Origin of the sequence: Geodermatophilus sp. DSM 44513, from assembly GCF_032460525.1 — a bacterium.
Lineage (GTDB): Bacteria > Actinomycetota > Actinomycetes > Mycobacteriales > Geodermatophilaceae > Geodermatophilus.
The window spans coordinates 2132998-2146644 of record NZ_CP135963.1 but is presented as its reverse complement, the minus strand read 5'-3'; the positions used below and the strand labels follow the sequence as shown (position 1 = coordinate 2146644).

Sequence of the window (13647 nt, the reverse complement as noted above, 5' to 3'; positions counted from 1 at the left end):
ACCCGACAGGCTGTCCACGGGTGACGGTGCACTGCCACCGGACGTGGTGGCCGCCGTCTGCGGCGTCGCCGGCGCTGCTCTACTCGGCGTCGACCCGGAGCTGTCGATCGGCGGTCGAGGCGATCGGGACGGGTGAGCTGGCCGTGGGCAACGCCAGGACGAAGCGTGCGCCACCGCCGGGGCGGTCCTCGACGATGAGGTCACCACCGGCCAGACGGGCATGGAGCCGGCTCAATGCCAGACCCAGGTGGCTGCCCTCGCGGACGTCCGCGGGGACCGGGGAGTTCACGAGGCGGGTGAAGATGCCCTCCCGTCGCTCGACCGGCACCCCGGGGCCGGCGTCCTCGACGGCCACCCAGGCCACCACCTCCGCGCCGGAGACCCGGAGTGCGGTCGCACCGTCGGCGTGCCGCTCGGCGTGGTCCAGCAGGTTGGCCAGGATGCGGCGCAACCGCAGCGGGTGGATCCGGACCACCACCGACTCGGCGTCGGGGCCGTGGAGCACCGGCACCGGGCGGCGGTGCAGATCCGCCGCCGCCCGGACCACGGGCAGCAGTGCGGTGGCGCGGGTGGAGGGGAGTTCGGCGCGGACGAGCTCCACCAACTCGGTCAGGAGGTGCTGCTGCCGGTGCAGCTCGTCGCCGAGCAGGTCCAGCGCCTCCCGACCGGTCGGGTCGAGCTGGTCGCGCTGGCTGGCCAGGTGGTCCTGGCCCGACAGCGCCACGGTCATCCCCGAGCGCAGGTCGTGGACCAGCAGCCCGAGCACGGACTCGACCTGCGCCACCCGGTCGGCCGCACGCTCCCGCTCGGTGGCGGAGATGAGCGCCAGCGTGGCCTGGCCGAGCAGCACCGAGGCGACCGTCCGGGCAGCGGGGGTGAACGCGGCCGCCTCCGACGAGCAGATGTTGAGCGAACCGGTCATCCGGGATCCTGCGGGCATCGGCAGGGGCATGGGCAGCGACAGCGTGCTCCCCACCCGCAGCACCTGGGCGCGGGAGGCGTACCGGGGCCAGCGGCGCTCGACCGCCGTGTCCTCGACCAGGACCGGGTCGCCGTCTCGAGCTGCGGTCAGGCAGGGCCCCTCCCCGGCCTCGTCCTGGACCTCGTCGAGTTGCCGGGCCACCGGTCCGCTGGCCGCCAGGGTGATCAACCGATCGCCGACGAGGACCGTGACGGACGTCTGTTCGGCGCCGGGCACCAGCGACGCGGTCAGTGACACGACGCGGGCCAGGGCACCGGCGCGGGTCCGCTCCCCGCCCATCTGCTGGGCGGCCTCGACCAACGCCGCCGGGGTCAGGAGCCCCTCGACTTCGGACATGACCCGAGTCCTCGACCTCCCTGCAGCGCGCGATCCTCGCGAACGGACCCGGACGCAGCCCGCACCGGGCCGGCCGTCTGCTGGCGGGCCCCGCTCAGCCGTCGCCGACCGCGTGGTCACCGACCCTGGAGCCTCGCTTCGACCCAGCACCGACAGTAGGTCCAGCCGGGGTGCGCTGGGCACCGTGGCCTCCCGGATCCCGGTGCCACCTGAGAGGCCCGTCGTTCCGTGTGCGTACGCCTACTCCGGGACAGGGCCGGGAGGGTCACCCGCCGCGAGTCCGAGGTGCTCCGGCCAACGGGTCGACCGCTGTCCAGCGCGCACGACGCCGTGGGCGGTCGACAGCTCCACCACGTCCCGAGCGGCCCGGGTCAGTGTTCCGTCCGGCGGCCGGACCTCTCGCAGGAGAGCACCACGGCCACGGGGCCCACGACGAACAGCGCGGCGCGGCAGAGGGCAGCCACCAGCGGCCCCCACCCGGGGCCGGCGCCGGCGGACAGCACGGTGGCGCCGACGGCACCGCAGGCAGTCGCCGTCGCCGTGAGGACGAGACCTCGGATGGCGCGTCGATCGGCCACCTCGTCGGTCGGTGCCTCCGTGTCCGCCGGGCGGCCGCGGCCGTCGGCGGCCATCAGCGTCGCTCCCCGGGTGGCGAGCACGGCACAGAGCACGAACAGGGCGCCGGCGACGACCCACTGCATGATCCCCTCCGCCTCGGCTCGTGGGCGCTGCGGCCGCGGGCCGGCCGCAGCGGACCGGGCCCCGACGTGTGGGGCCGCGGTCGGGTACCGCCCACCCGTCATGGCCCCCGGTCACTGGCGGCAACCCGGGCCACCGATCGACGTCACGGAGCTGTCACGCCACCCCGGCCCTGCATGACGAGGCCGTGTCAGGCCGGTGCACCGCGACCCGTCCACGGTGACCGCCGCGGCAGCGGACAGCGAGGGCGCCGCTGCCGGCGGTCGGATGGGCCCCGGTCGAGTCCGGGCGGAGCTGCGCGTGGCGCGGTGGGGCACAGGGCAGCGGAGGTCCTCCCGGGGCACCGTCGGGTGTTGCGGTCCCGTGACGGTTCCGGGTCGAAACCGCCACGAGGGGCGACCGGCGCGCATCCGCGGGACCCGACCGGGCAACCAGGAGACGTGCAACCGCTGCCGTCCGCGGACCCGGGAGGTCCGCCGCTCGCCGCCGACCGCCCGTGCGTCCTCTGGCTGGACGACGAGCGGGCGGCCGACCACGAGGTGGCCGGCGCGAAGGCAGCCGCGCTGGTCACCGCCTCCCGCGCGGGACTCCCCGTGGTGCCCGGCTTCGTGATCACCACCGAGGCGGTCGAGGCGATCGCCGCTGGGGCCTCCCTGCCGCCCGAGGTGCTGGATGCCTGGCGGACGCTGACCCGGGACGACTCGCGGCCGCTCGTGGTGCGCAGCAGCTCCACGGTCGAGGACCTCGGGACCTCGTCGATGGCCGGCCGGTTCGAGTCGGTGGTGGGCGTCCACGGCCTCGATGGTCTCCGGCGAGCGGTCGACCTGGTCATCGCCTCCCGTGGACGCGCCGCAACCGGGTCGGACGTCCTGACCGGGAGGGAGCCGCTGGCCGTCCTCGTGCAGCCGCTGCTGGCGGCGCGCTGCGGCGGCGTGCTGTTCGGCATCGACCCGGTGTCGGGGCGGGAGGACCGGCTGGTGGCCGCCGCCGTGCGGGGCGGCCCGGACCGGCTGGTCAGCGGGGAGGTCGACGGCAGCCGCTACGAGCTGGAGCGTTCCGGCCGGCTGGTCGAGGCGACCCGCGGCGAGGGCGGCGCACGGCTGGGCCGGCGGCACCTGAGGGAGCTGGCCGGCCTGGCGGCGCGGACGGCGGAGGTCTTCGGCGGCCCGCAGGACGTGGAGTGGGCCCACGACGAGGGCGGGCGGCTGCGGCTGCTGCAGAGCCGGCCCGTGACCGCCGAGCGCCGCGGCCGCCCCCGGGGTCCGGTGCTCGGCCCCGGTCCGGTGGCCGAGACCTTCCCCGCTCCCCTGCAGCCGCTGGAGGCCGACCTGTGGGTCGAGCCGCTGCGGACCGCGCTCGGCCGGGCGCTGCTGCTCGCCGGCGCGGCCTCCGCCGCCGATGTCGAGGCCTCTCCGCTGATCACCGTGCTCGACGGCCGGGCGGCGGTCGACCTCGACCTGCTGGAGCCCCGGCACCGGTCGCCCACGGCGCGCGAGTGGCTGGACCCGCGCCCTCGGCTGCGGCGCCTGCACACCTCGTGGCGGGTGGGCCGGCTGCGCTCGGCGCTGCCGTCACTGGCCCGCGACGTGCTGGCCGCCGCGGACACCGCGCTGGCCGGGGTCCCGCCGCTGGACGACCTCGACGAGCGTCGGCTGGTCGCCGTCCTGCACCGGCTGCGGCCCGCGCTGCTGTCGGTGCACGCCCACGAACTGCTCGTCGGCCTGCTGGCCGACCCCGGCGTGCCGCGGGCCACCGGCACCGGCACCGCCCTGGAGGTGCTGGCCCGCGCCCGTGCGGCCGGCCGGTCCGACGCCGAGACCGTCGCCGCCCAGCCGGTGGTCCTGGCGCTCGCCCCGCCCGGGGTGCGGGCGGCCCCCTCGCTGCCCGCGGACGTCGCCGTCCCGGCGACCGGGCCCGGGGCCGACGACCGGCCGGCGACGGACGCGGACGACCCGGGCCTGCTGCGCGAGGCGCTGCGGCTGCGGGTCCGTTGGCTGCAGGAGGTGGGGGCCCGCGCCGCCTGGACCCTCGGTGGACGCCTCGCGGCGGACGGTCGGCTGGCACGGGCGGAGGAGGTCGGCGGTCTGCGGCTGGCCGACCTCGCCGCGCTGGTCGACGACCCGACCGCCGTCGCGTCGCCCCGGCCGGTCGTCCCCGGAGACCCGCTGCCGGCCCGCTTCCGGATGAGCGACACCGGCCGGCCCGTGCCGGTCGGCGGCGGAGCGGGAGCGACCGGCGCCGGTGGCGGGACCGGGAGCGGCCCGGTGCACCACGGCGACGACCCGCCCGCCGGTGCGGTGCTCGTCGTCCGGACGCTGGACCCGGCGCTGGCGCCGGTGCTGCCGCGGCTGGCCGGCCTGGTCGCCGAGACCGGCAGCGTGCTGGCGCACCTGGCGATCCTGGCCCGCGAGGCCGGCGTCCCGACGGTGGTCGGCGCCGCCGGGGCGCTCGAGCGGTTCGCACCGGGCACGGTCGTCCGGGTGGACGGGACGACCGGCGAGGTCGAGGAGCAGGACGGCGCATGAGGACGCTGAGCTGGATCACCGGGATCGTCGCCCTGGTCGCCTCGGGCGCGTACCTGGTCGTCTACGTCTACCGCTGGGAGTGGCACCGCGCCCTGCTCGTCGGCGTGCTGTTCCTCGCCGGCCTGGTGGGGGTCTGCACCGCCCTGGTGCTCCGCCGGCTGGCCGGCCTGGAACAACGCGTCGGGACGGCGCGGGACCGGCCCTCCCCCGACCCGCTGGACCGGCTGCGGGCGGCACCGGTCGACGTGCGTCCGTTCCCCTGGTTGCGGCCCGAGGCGTTCGACCGGACGTCGGTCTTCATCCCGATCCTGCTCGGGGGCGGGGTCCTGGTGTCGGGAGCGGCGTGGCTGGTGGAGCGGCTGGCCGGCGCGTCGGCGCGCAGCGGCGTCGAGGAGGAGCTGGCCCGCCAGTTGCGGGACGTCGCCTTCCCCGCCGGCCGGCTCGTGCCCACCGAGGGCGAGGTGCTCGCCGGGGACGGCCGCGCCGACGACCCGGCGCTGCGCGTGCTGCTCGGGCCCTCCGGGCACGGGGCGGCGGGATGAGGCGGGGACTGCTGGCGCTGCTGGCCGCGGTGGTCGTCGTCCCCGGGATGCTGCTGCTGCGGGCCGAGCTGATGACCGTCGAGGTCGAGCAGCCCGAGGGGTCCTACACCGACGTCGTCGTCGCCGCGTACGTCCGGGGGGAGGACCCCGGGGTGCGGGAGGAGATGGTGCGCGGCCTGGTGAGCACCTGCCGGCTGCTGGTCAACGCCGACGTCGTGGCGGAGTCCTTCCGCACGGTCGAGCCGGGGGTGTTCGCCTTCCGGCTGCGGCCGGGGATCGACGAGTTCGACCGGCGGGAGCTGCGCGGTTGCCTGTCGGACCTGCGGGTGCAGCACCTGCGGGCCGACGTGCGCGTGCTGGAGACCGCGACACCGGCCGACCCCGAGCGCGCCCGCGCCGCGGCATGAGCGGGAGGCCCGCCGGAACACCGGCGGCCAGGCGGCGTTCCACCTGGGGACGGCGCCCAGTTCCCGGAGGTCCTCTCGGTCGTGCCCCCGCTCAACCGCAGACAGCTGCTCGCCGCCGGCCTCGGTGCGGTCGGCACCCTCGCCGCCGGAGGTGGGCTGACCGGCCAGCTGTGGCCGCTGCTCGGCCGGGAGGACCTGCTGCCCGGTGCCGAGACCCGGCTGACCCTGCCCGCGCGAGCGTGGCCGCAGGCCGCCGACCGGCTGACCTTCGCCGCGGTGGGCGACACCGGCAGCGGCGGGCGGCAGGCCATGGCGGTGGCCGAGCGCATGGCCCGTGGCTACCGGCAGTCGCCCTACGGCCTGGTCACGCACCTGGGCGACCTCTGCTACTACGGCCGGGTGGAGGACCGCTTCGACGACGTCTTCGTCCGCCCGATGCGCCCGCTGATCGACGCCGGCGTCCGCTTCGAGCTCGCCATCGGCAACCACGACGGGGCCCTGCACCACAGCGACGAGAGCCTGGCCGAGATCGACGCCGAGCTGCGGCTGCTGGGCACCCCGGCCCGCACCTACACGACCAGCCACGGCCCGGTGGACTTCTTCTACCTCGACTCCAGTGCCCCGGGGCTGCTGGGCGAGGAGTCGTCGGCCCAGCTGGAGTGGCTCGACGACGCCCTGGCCAGCTCGGTCAACCAGTGGAAGGTCGTCTGCATGCACCACCCGGTGTACTCGGCCGGCTCGCACGGGCCGACGCCGGGAGCGGAGGACGTGCTGGCCCCCGTCTTCGCCCGGCGCGCCGTCGACCTGGTCCTCACCGGGCACGACCACCACTACGAGCGGACCCGCCCCGTCGAGGGAGTCACCCACGTGGTCAGCGGCGGCGGCTGCAAGACCACCCCGGTGGGCCGCAGCCGGCACACCGTGGCCGCCGCGTCGGCGCTGCAGTACCTGCACGTCGACGTCGTCGGTGACCGGCTCACGGGTCGCTCGGTGCGGGCCGACGGGATCGTCCTCGACCGGTTCGAGCTCCGGGCCCGGGAGGGACGGTGACGGTGGGCACCGGAACGGCGGGCGCGGTGGCCGCCGGCGGGTACGCCGCGGCGGTCGGAGGCCTGCTCGTCGCGCCGGCGCTCGTGGTCTCCTCGGCCGGCGACCGGGGTGGCGTGTCCGGGGCCGGCACCGCCGACGTCGTCGCGGTCAGCGCCGCCGTCGCGGGAGTCGCCGCCGTCCTCGCCTGGCGCCGGGCGTACGCCGATGACGCGGCTCTGCCCCTGGTCGGCCGGTGGAGTGCGGCGCTGGCGGCGCTGGGGGTCCTGGCCCCGCTGGCCGCCGCGCTGCCGGCACTCGCCCTGCGCACCGCCGCCTGGCTTCCCGCGGAGGCAGCGACCCGCCCGTGGACCACCCCCGCCGTGTGGGGCGCGAGCCTGGGGCTCGCCGTCCTCGGCTGGGTGGGCGTGCACCGGGCGGTCCGCCGGTGGCTGACCCCTGCGGCGCACGACCGCCGGTCACGCGCAGGTCGTTGAGCCAGGGCCGCCGCCGACGAAGTCGTCCGACCTCGGGTGGGTGTTCCTCGGTGCTCCGACGACCCGCGGAGAGGCCATCCGTCATCCATGCGTCAGGTCAGCTCAGCCGTCGATCGCGACCGCGGCGCTCGGGCGTCGTGGATCGGCGGGACGCCGAGTCGATGTGACGAGGGTGTGACAGCCGGCAGGCCGACCCGGCCACACACCGGCACGGCTCTCTACCCTGCCGAGGTGGGGTCGCGAGGAGCCAGCCACCCCGCGCCGCCGCACCGCGGCTCATGGCGTGGTGGAGTCCGTGACCGGCGTGGGTCCCGGCCACAGCAGTGGTCAGGGACCTCCCGGCCCGGGATCGCCGCACCTGGGCCCGATCCGGAGAGGAGCTCCCGTGGCACGCTCGGTGCTGGTCATCGAGGACGACGACCGCATCCGCCGGATCGTCTCGATCACCCTCCAGCGCGAGGGCCTGGAGGTCATCGAGGCGGGCTCCGGTGAGGAGGGCCTGGCCCGACTCGCCGAACGGTCCTTCGACATCATCCTGCTCGACCTCATGCTGCCCGGCCGGGACGGCTTCGACGTCTGCCGGGAGATCCGCCGCGTGTCCGCCACCCCGGTGATCATGGTGACCGCCCGCGCGGACAGCCACGACGTGGTTGCGGGCCTGGAAGCCGGGGCTGACGACTACGTCACCAAGCCCTTCGTCGCCAAGGAACTCTCCGCCCGCATCCGCGCACTGGCCCGCCGCACCCGCGCGACTGGCGTCCGGCCACGGGTCAGCGTCGGCGACCTGGAGATCGCCCCGCAGGACGGTGTGGTGACCCGCGACGGCGTGGTCGTGCCGCTGACGAAGACCGAGTTCAAGCTGCTGGTCGAGCTGGCCGCCGAGCGCGGCCGGGTGCTCAGCCGCGAGGAGCTGCTCGAGCGGGTGTGGGGCTACGACTACTTCGGCGACTCCCGCCTGGTCGACGTCCACGTGCGCCGGCTGCGCAAGAAGGTCGAGATCGACCCGGCCAACCCGACCGTGGTGGTGACGGTGCGCGGCATGGGTTACCGCCTGCCCGAGTGAGGCCGACACGGTCCCGCACCGGGGCCCCGCCGCCACGGGAGTCGTCACGGGACCGCACGGGACCCCACGGTCGAGCCTGCGGGGCCGGGGTAGCCGTGTCCGCTGTGAGGAGCCACGTCCACGACCGGGCTGCCGGCGTCGACACCGCCGGGATCGGCCGGTTCGGGCTGCGGGCTCTGTCGGCAGCCGCCGTGGAGCGACCCGCCCGGCTGATCGGCCCGACGGCCCGGCTCGTGCTCGTCCCCGGCGCCGGGCACGTGGTCACCCTGACCCACGCCACGGCCGTCGACGCCCCCCTGCGGGGCCTGCTGGCCAGGACCCGGCCGGCGCCCCAGGAACGGAGGACCCCGTGAAGCGCTGGCTGGCCCGGGTCGGCATCGCCCTCGGGGTCCTGCTCGTGCTGCTGCTGGGCTACGGCGTGCTGGTCGAGCCGCGGCTGGTCCTGGACGAGGAACGCGCCGAGGTCCCGATCCCGCAGCTGGGCGAGGAGCTGGCCGGCACCGAGGTCGGGGTGGTCAGCGACTTCCAGCTGGGCATGTGGTTCGCCAACACCGGCATGGTGGCGCGCGCGGTGGAGACGCTGGTCGCCGCCGAGCCCGACGCCGTCCTGCTCGGTGGCGACTTCCTGTACAGCACCGACCCGAGCGTCGACACCCAGATCGACACGCTGCTCGACCTCCTCGACCCGCTGCTGGACTCCGGGATCCCGGCCTACGCCGTCCTCGGCAACCACGACCACGCCGTCGGCGCGGCCGAGGAGCTCACCACCGCACTGGAGGACGCCGGGATCCCCGTGCTGGTCAACGAGGTGGCCGCCGTTCCCGGTCCGGTCGAGGACCCGGCGCGGCAGCTGCACGTCGTGGGGATCGGCGCCGAGACGGCCGGGCGGGCGGACGTCGACGCGGCGCTGGCCGGCCTGCCCGAGGACGCGCCGCGGGTGGTGCTCACGCACAACCCGACGGTCTTCGACCGGCTGCCGGCCGGCAGCGCGCCGCTCACCCTGGCCGGGCACACCCACTGCGGACAGGTGACCCTGCCGGGCAGCCCGCGCTGGTCGTACCTGGCGCTCACCGCCGAGGAACGGATGGTCGCCGACGGGTGGGCGCCGGAGGGCTTCGGCGCCGAGGGGAACCGGCTGTTCGTCACCTGCGGCATCGGGTTCAGCCTCGCCCCGGTCCGCATCAACGCCCCGCCGCAGGTCGCGTTCTTCGAGCTGCAGCCGGGCGGCTGATCACGCGGGCCGGCCGGCGTCGGGCCTGACCCGCAGCGGCGGCAGTCCGACCACCTCGAAGGTGGCCGAGGCCAGGCCGATGCCGGCGGCGTCCAGCTCGGCGAGCACCTCCCGGGACATCGCGTCCTTGACGTCGCGAACGCCGTACACGCCGGTCAGGAACCGGACGGTGAGCTCCAGCCAGTTGTCGGTCAGCCGCCAGTACACCCGCGGCTCCAGGTCGGCGCCGCGCACGAAGTAGCGGTGCTGCATCCGCTCCAGGGCTGCGGTCGGCATCTCGTCGGCGGCGACGGTGTGCCGCCGGGCGGCGGCCAGCAGGATCTGCTCGGCGCGCTCCCGGTCGTCGGTGTACTTGACCGGCAGGGTCAGCTCCTCCCACAGGTAGGGGAAGTCGCGGGTGTAGTTGTAGACCGCCTCGTCGAAGACCTTGTCGTTGGTGACCGTGACGACCCGCCCCGTGTACTGCCGGCTGCGCACCCACTGCGCCGGATCGGCGGGCTGCACGGCCGGCGGCTGACCCATCTCCATGATCGTGGTGCGGATGAACCCGAGGGCGATCACGTCGCCGCGCACGCCGCCCATGGTGATCCGGTCGCCGACGTTGAAGGTGTCCCCGCGCAGGATCACCACGTAGCCGGCGAACGCGGTGATCACCTTCTGCAGGGCGAAGGCCAGGCCCGCGGTGACCAACCCGATGCCGGTCGCCAGCCGGGCCGGGTCGTCGAACCAGATGGACAGCACCCCCAGCAGCAGCAGGACGGCGACGACCAGGTTGATCCCCTGTCGGGTCCAGAAGCGGGCACGTTCGTTGTGCAGTCCGCGCAGCACCAGGCGGGACAGCCCGCGGGCCATCCACCGCAGCAACAGCAGCGCGAACACCAGCGCCGCCGTGAGCAGCAGCTTGAGCCCGTTCTCCTCGGTCAGGAACAGCAGCCGGATCTCCTGGCCGAAGACCTCGATCGTCATGCCCGCCAGTCTGCCCAGGAGCGCTGCGCTCCACGGAGGGCGCGACACCAGGGGATGACGGTCCTGTGACGAAGTCGCCCGGCGGCAGGTCCGCTCGGGGATGCCGGGCAGGAGGGGTGCGTGATCGGACCGGCACCCGGCCCGACCGGTCGAAAGGAGATCCCGTCATGTCTGCCTACCGTCATCGGCCGCTGGCCAGGAGCACGCTGGCCGCCGCCCTGGCGCTGGTCGGTGCCGGTCTGTCGGGCTGTTCGGTGACGGAGGAGGAGGCGGAGGAACCGACCAGCCCCGTCGAGGTGCCCGACCTCCGGGGTGAGGACGACCTGCAGGACCCCTACACCGGCGTGCTCGATGCGGACGTGGCCGAGGACCTGGACGCCTACACGGGCATCGAGGTCACCCTGCTCGCCGAGGTGGCCGAGACCATCTCCCCGGGGGCCTTCACCGTGACCTCCCCCCAGGGGGAGGAGTTCGACCCGGTGCTCGTCGTCGCCGCCGAGGACGCCGAGGACACCGAGCCCGCGGCCGGGGACCAGCTGTACATGGCGGCGACGCCGGTCGACGGTTTCGACGCGGAGGTCGTGGTCGACGAACTGGGCCTGGACGTCGCCCCCGAGCAGCTCGCGGCCTGGGCCGACGAGGTGTTCCTCGTCGCCACCGTGCTGGAGCCGGCGCCGTGAGCGACCTCGCCTCGCCGGACACACCAGTCGGCACCCTGTCGAACGACGTCCGCTCCTTCGACGGCACCCGGCTGGCACTGAGGACGTGGGGTCCGCCGGACGCGCCGGTCGTCGTCCTCGTGCACGGGCTCGGGCTGTCGACCGGCTCCTGGGGTGACGTACCCGAGTCGCTGGCCGACCGGCACCGGGTGGTCGGCTACGACCTGCGCGGGCACGCGGACAGCGGCGACGCCCGCTCCGGCGGCTACGACCTGGAGGCCCACGCCCGCGACCTGGCCGCCGTGCTCGGTGCCTGCCTCCCCGCCGGCCGGCGGGCGGTGGTGGCCGGCCACAGCCTGGGTGGCGGGATCATCCTGGCCGCCGCCGCCCTGGCCGGCACCGGGCGCATCGCCGGGGTCGTCTTCGCCGGCTCGGGTGGCTCGGGGGTGACCGCGCCGGGCCTGCCCGCCCGCGGCCTGCCCCGGCCGGTGCAGGACGCGCTGCAGGAGGGCTGGTTCCGGGTCCTGCGGACCACGGCCCTGATCGGCCGGCGGCTACGCCCGGTGCAGGCGGTGTCCGACCGGCTGGTCCGCCGGGCGGCCTTCACCGACGACGCCCCCGAGGACGCGGTGGCCCGGGTGCGCGACAGCTTCCTGACCACCCGGCCCCTGGCGCTCGCCGGCACCACCCTGGCCAGCGTCAGCCACGACGGCACCGAGCTGGCCCCCCACCTCGACGTCCCCACCCTGGTGCTGCACGGCGAGGACGACCCGGAGGTGCCGCCCGACGACCTCCGCGAGCTCATGGCCGCGCTCCCCGACGGCGAGGTGGTGCAGCTGCCCGGCGCCGGGCACATGCTGCCGCTGCTGCACCCCGACGTCGTCGCCGAGCACATCGCCCGCTGGGTGACCAGGACCCGCGGCTGATGCGGCCCCGGACGCACTTCGAGCCGTTCGTCCACCTGGTCGACGTCGGTCCCGACCGGGTGCTGGTCGCCTGGGGCGGCTTCTGGTTCCGCTGCGACGACCCGGGCGGCCGCTGGCGGGTCCTCGCCGACGGGGACCTCGACGAGGTGGATCCCGGTCGCACGGCCGGCATCGGCGCGAGTTCGGCACCCTACGGCCGTGCGGAGGTCGAGGTGCTCGACGCCGTGGGTCAGGTGGTGGGCCGGGCCCGGACCGCCGATGTCAACCACGTCTGGGTCACGGGCCTGTCCCCGGACACCGCCTACTCCTACCGCATCACCGTCGACGGCTGCCCGTGGGACGAGGGCGAGCGCTGGGACTGGGGGCCGGTGAGCCGGGGTGGGCTGGACCTGAGGCCTGCGGGCCGGTCCTACACCCTGGCCTTCCGCACCCACCCGGCGCCGGACCGGTCGACTCCGCTGGACTTCGCCGTCCTCGGCGACTTCGGCGTCGGGGTGGTGGCCGACACCGAGGCCGGCCGGCGGCAGCGGCGGATCGCCGAGGTGCTCGAGCGGGTCGCCGACTCACCGGGCGTCCGGCTGGTGCTCACCGTCGGGGACAACGTCTACGCCACCCCCGGCCGGCGGGGTTCGGAGGGGAGCGGGGCCTCCGACTGTGACTGGTACGGCAGCTTCTACCAGCCCTACCGCTACGTCCTGGCCCGGGTGCCGGTCTACCCGACGGTGGGCAACCACGACACCGCGGACGAGGAGTCCAGTGACGACCGGACGCAGATCCGGGACAACTTCCACACCGACGCCCGGTTCACCCCCGAGGTCGCCGGGTCGCGGGCCTCGGTGGACCCGGGCATGTTCTACCGGCTGGCCTTCGGCGCCGACGTGGAGTTCGTCTGCCTCGACACCTCCCTGTCCCGTGACCTGCCCACCGAGCACTTCTTCGAGCACCCCCGGCACCAGCGGTTCCTCCACGAGACCCTGACGGATGCCGCCGGGCCGCGGTGGCGCATCCCCTTCTCCCACCACCCCGTCTACTGCGCCGGGCCGCACCACGCCAACACCGCCGCGATGATCGAGCACCTCGTGCCGGTGTTCCGGCGGGCCGGGGTGCGGGTGGCCTTCGCCGGGCACGAGCACAACTTCCAGGTCGCCCGCGTCAACGGCATCGACTACGTCGTCTCCGGCGCCGGGGGCCAGGTGCGCGAGGAGCGCCCGGCCGGGTTCGCCGCGGCCGGCACCCTGGCCTGGTCCGGGCAGGCCCACCTGCTGCTGGCCCGCATCGACGGGACGGCGATGGCGCTCACACCGGTCGCCGCGGTCGGCCGGAACGGCGAGCTGGAGCCCGTGACGCCCCGGAGACCGGACGGGCGCCTCGTCGAGGTGCCGCTCACGGTGGAACTGGACCGACGGTGGAGGTGAGCGTGGCACGCGGCTCCCGTCGTACCGGCTGACGTCGTCGGTCACGCCACCGTCACGTCCCCCGGCCCGAGCACGCGGAGGTGTGACGACCCGCTGACGAGTCCAGCCGGACGTGGTCCCCGTGCGGGCACCCGGCCCACCGTGGAGTCGCGACCGGTCCGGACCCCCGCCGGGCCGGTCGCCCGGTCCACGGACGACCGTAAGGCGGGCAGCGTGGCCGACACCGACACCCGGAGAGCCGGTGGGTACAGCACCCGCGGCCAGCGGTCCACACCGCTCACGGCGCCCACGGGTTCGACGGTCTCCGGTCGCCTCCCGTGGGAACGGTGACGTGCCGCACCACCACCGAGTTGCTCAGCCCCCCCACCCACGG

At 75.6% G+C, this 13647-nt stretch carries 14 protein-coding genes; 11 read left to right on the top strand and 3 right to left on the bottom strand.

What is annotated here, in order from left to right; genetic code table 11:
- Positions 1-79 precede the first annotated feature (79 nt).
- Both RTG05_RS10420 and RTG05_RS10415 read right to left on the bottom strand, forming a co-directional pair.
- Positions 80-1318: a sensor histidine kinase gene (locus tag RTG05_RS10420; protein ID WP_166528565.1), complete on the bottom strand. Its 1239-nt coding sequence runs from the start codon at positions 1316-1318 to the stop codon at positions 80-82.
- Between the two features lie 371 nt (positions 1319-1689).
- Positions 1690-2019 carry a hypothetical protein gene (locus RTG05_RS10415; protein WP_166528564.1) on the bottom strand — a complete coding sequence of 110 codons (330 nt, stop codon included), beginning with the start codon at positions 2017-2019 and terminating at the stop codon, positions 1690-1692.
- Positions 2020-2457: 438 nt separating this feature from the next.
- On the opposite strand from RTG05_RS10415, the gene RTG05_RS10410 reads away from it, so the two are divergent.
- The 8 genes from RTG05_RS10410 (at position 2458) to RTG05_RS10375 (ending at position 9308) form a co-directional block, all read left to right on the top strand.
- Positions 2458-4542, top strand: a complete 2085-nt coding sequence (locus RTG05_RS10410) for a PEP/pyruvate-binding domain-containing protein (protein WP_166528563.1) — start codon at positions 2458-2460, stop codon at positions 4540-4542.
- Complete coding sequence (locus RTG05_RS10405; RefSeq protein WP_166528562.1) at positions 4539-5084, top strand: hypothetical protein; 546 nt, start codon at positions 4539-4541, stop codon at positions 5082-5084. The genes RTG05_RS10410 and RTG05_RS10405 overlap by 4 nt, the downstream gene beginning before the upstream one ends.
- Positions 5081-5491 (top strand): hypothetical protein, encoded by a 411-nt coding sequence (locus RTG05_RS10400; RefSeq protein WP_166528561.1) that lies wholly within the window; start codon positions 5081-5083, stop codon positions 5489-5491. The genes RTG05_RS10405 and RTG05_RS10400 overlap by 4 nt, the downstream gene beginning before the upstream one ends.
- 81 nt (positions 5492-5572) lie before the next feature.
- Positions 5573-6541, top strand: coding sequence for a metallophosphoesterase family protein (locus RTG05_RS10395; RefSeq protein WP_166528560.1), 969 nt, complete (start codon positions 5573-5575; stop codon positions 6539-6541).
- The gene (locus RTG05_RS10390; RefSeq protein ID WP_166528559.1) at positions 6538-7014 is read left to right on the top strand and encodes a hypothetical protein; all 477 of its coding nucleotides are present in this window, start codon (positions 6538-6540) and stop codon (positions 7012-7014) included. Before RTG05_RS10395 ends, RTG05_RS10390 begins: the two co-directional genes overlap by 4 nt.
- A gap of 385 nt (positions 7015-7399) precedes the next feature.
- Positions 7400-8077, top strand: a complete 678-nt coding sequence (locus RTG05_RS10385; RefSeq protein ID WP_166528558.1) for a response regulator — start codon at positions 7400-7402, stop codon at positions 8075-8077.
- Between the two features lie 104 nt (positions 8078-8181).
- A complete protein-coding gene (locus RTG05_RS10380; protein WP_166528557.1) occupies positions 8182-8430 on the top strand; it encodes a hypothetical protein in 249 nt (82 codons plus the stop codon).
- Complete coding sequence (locus RTG05_RS10375) at positions 8427-9308, top strand: metallophosphoesterase (RefSeq protein WP_166528556.1); 882 nt, start codon at positions 8427-8429, stop codon at positions 9306-9308. Before RTG05_RS10380 ends, RTG05_RS10375 begins: the two co-directional genes overlap by 4 nt.
- Here the strand turns inward: RTG05_RS10375 and RTG05_RS10370 are convergent, their stop codons facing one another.
- The gene (locus RTG05_RS10370; protein ID WP_166528555.1) at positions 9309-10274 is read right to left on the bottom strand and encodes a mechanosensitive ion channel family protein; all 966 of its coding nucleotides are present in this window, start codon (positions 10272-10274) and stop codon (positions 9309-9311) included.
- Positions 10275-10441: 167 nt separating this feature from the next.
- On the opposite strand from RTG05_RS10370, the gene RTG05_RS10365 reads away from it, so the two are divergent.
- Genes RTG05_RS10365 through RTG05_RS10355 form a run of 3 tightly spaced genes read left to right on the top strand, consistent with a single transcriptional unit; the run spans position 10442 to position 13274 of the window.
- Positions 10442-10954, top strand: a complete 513-nt coding sequence (locus RTG05_RS10365; RefSeq protein WP_166528554.1) for a hypothetical protein — start codon at positions 10442-10444, stop codon at positions 10952-10954.
- Complete coding sequence (locus RTG05_RS10360) at positions 10951-11859, top strand: alpha/beta fold hydrolase (RefSeq protein ID WP_166528553.1); 909 nt, start codon at positions 10951-10953, stop codon at positions 11857-11859. The genes RTG05_RS10365 and RTG05_RS10360 overlap by 4 nt, the downstream gene beginning before the upstream one ends.
- Complete coding sequence (locus RTG05_RS10355; RefSeq protein ID WP_166528552.1) at positions 11859-13274, top strand: metallophosphoesterase; 1416 nt, start codon at positions 11859-11861, stop codon at positions 13272-13274. The genes RTG05_RS10360 and RTG05_RS10355 overlap by 1 nt, the downstream gene beginning before the upstream one ends.
- The last annotated feature ends 373 nt before the right edge of the window (positions 13275-13647 follow it).

Bases quoted from the DNA above. Each gene is read 5' to 3' on its own strand.
- RTG05_RS10365 (WP_166528554.1), top strand. From the start codon at position 10,442: ATGTCTGCCTACCGTCATCGGCCGCTGGCCAGGAGCACGCTGGCCGCC.
- RTG05_RS10370 (WP_166528555.1), bottom strand. From the start codon at position 10,274: ATGACGATCGAGGTCTTCGGCCAGGAGATCCGGCTGCTGTTCCTGACC.
- RTG05_RS10415 (WP_166528564.1), bottom strand. From the start codon at position 2,019: ATGCAGTGGGTCGTCGCCGGCGCCCTGTTCGTGCTCTGTGCCGTGCTC.
- RTG05_RS10420 (WP_166528565.1), bottom strand. From the start codon at position 1,318: ATGTCCGAAGTCGAGGGGCTCCTGACCCCGGCGGCGTTGGTCGAGGCC.
- RTG05_RS10400 (WP_166528561.1), top strand. From the start codon at position 5,081: ATGAGGCGGGGACTGCTGGCGCTGCTGGCCGCGGTGGTCGTCGTCCCC.
- RTG05_RS10405 (WP_166528562.1), top strand. From the start codon at position 4,539: ATGAGGACGCTGAGCTGGATCACCGGGATCGTCGCCCTGGTCGCCTCG.
- RTG05_RS10355 (WP_166528552.1), top strand. From the start codon at position 11,859: ATGCGGCCCCGGACGCACTTCGAGCCGTTCGTCCACCTGGTCGACGTC.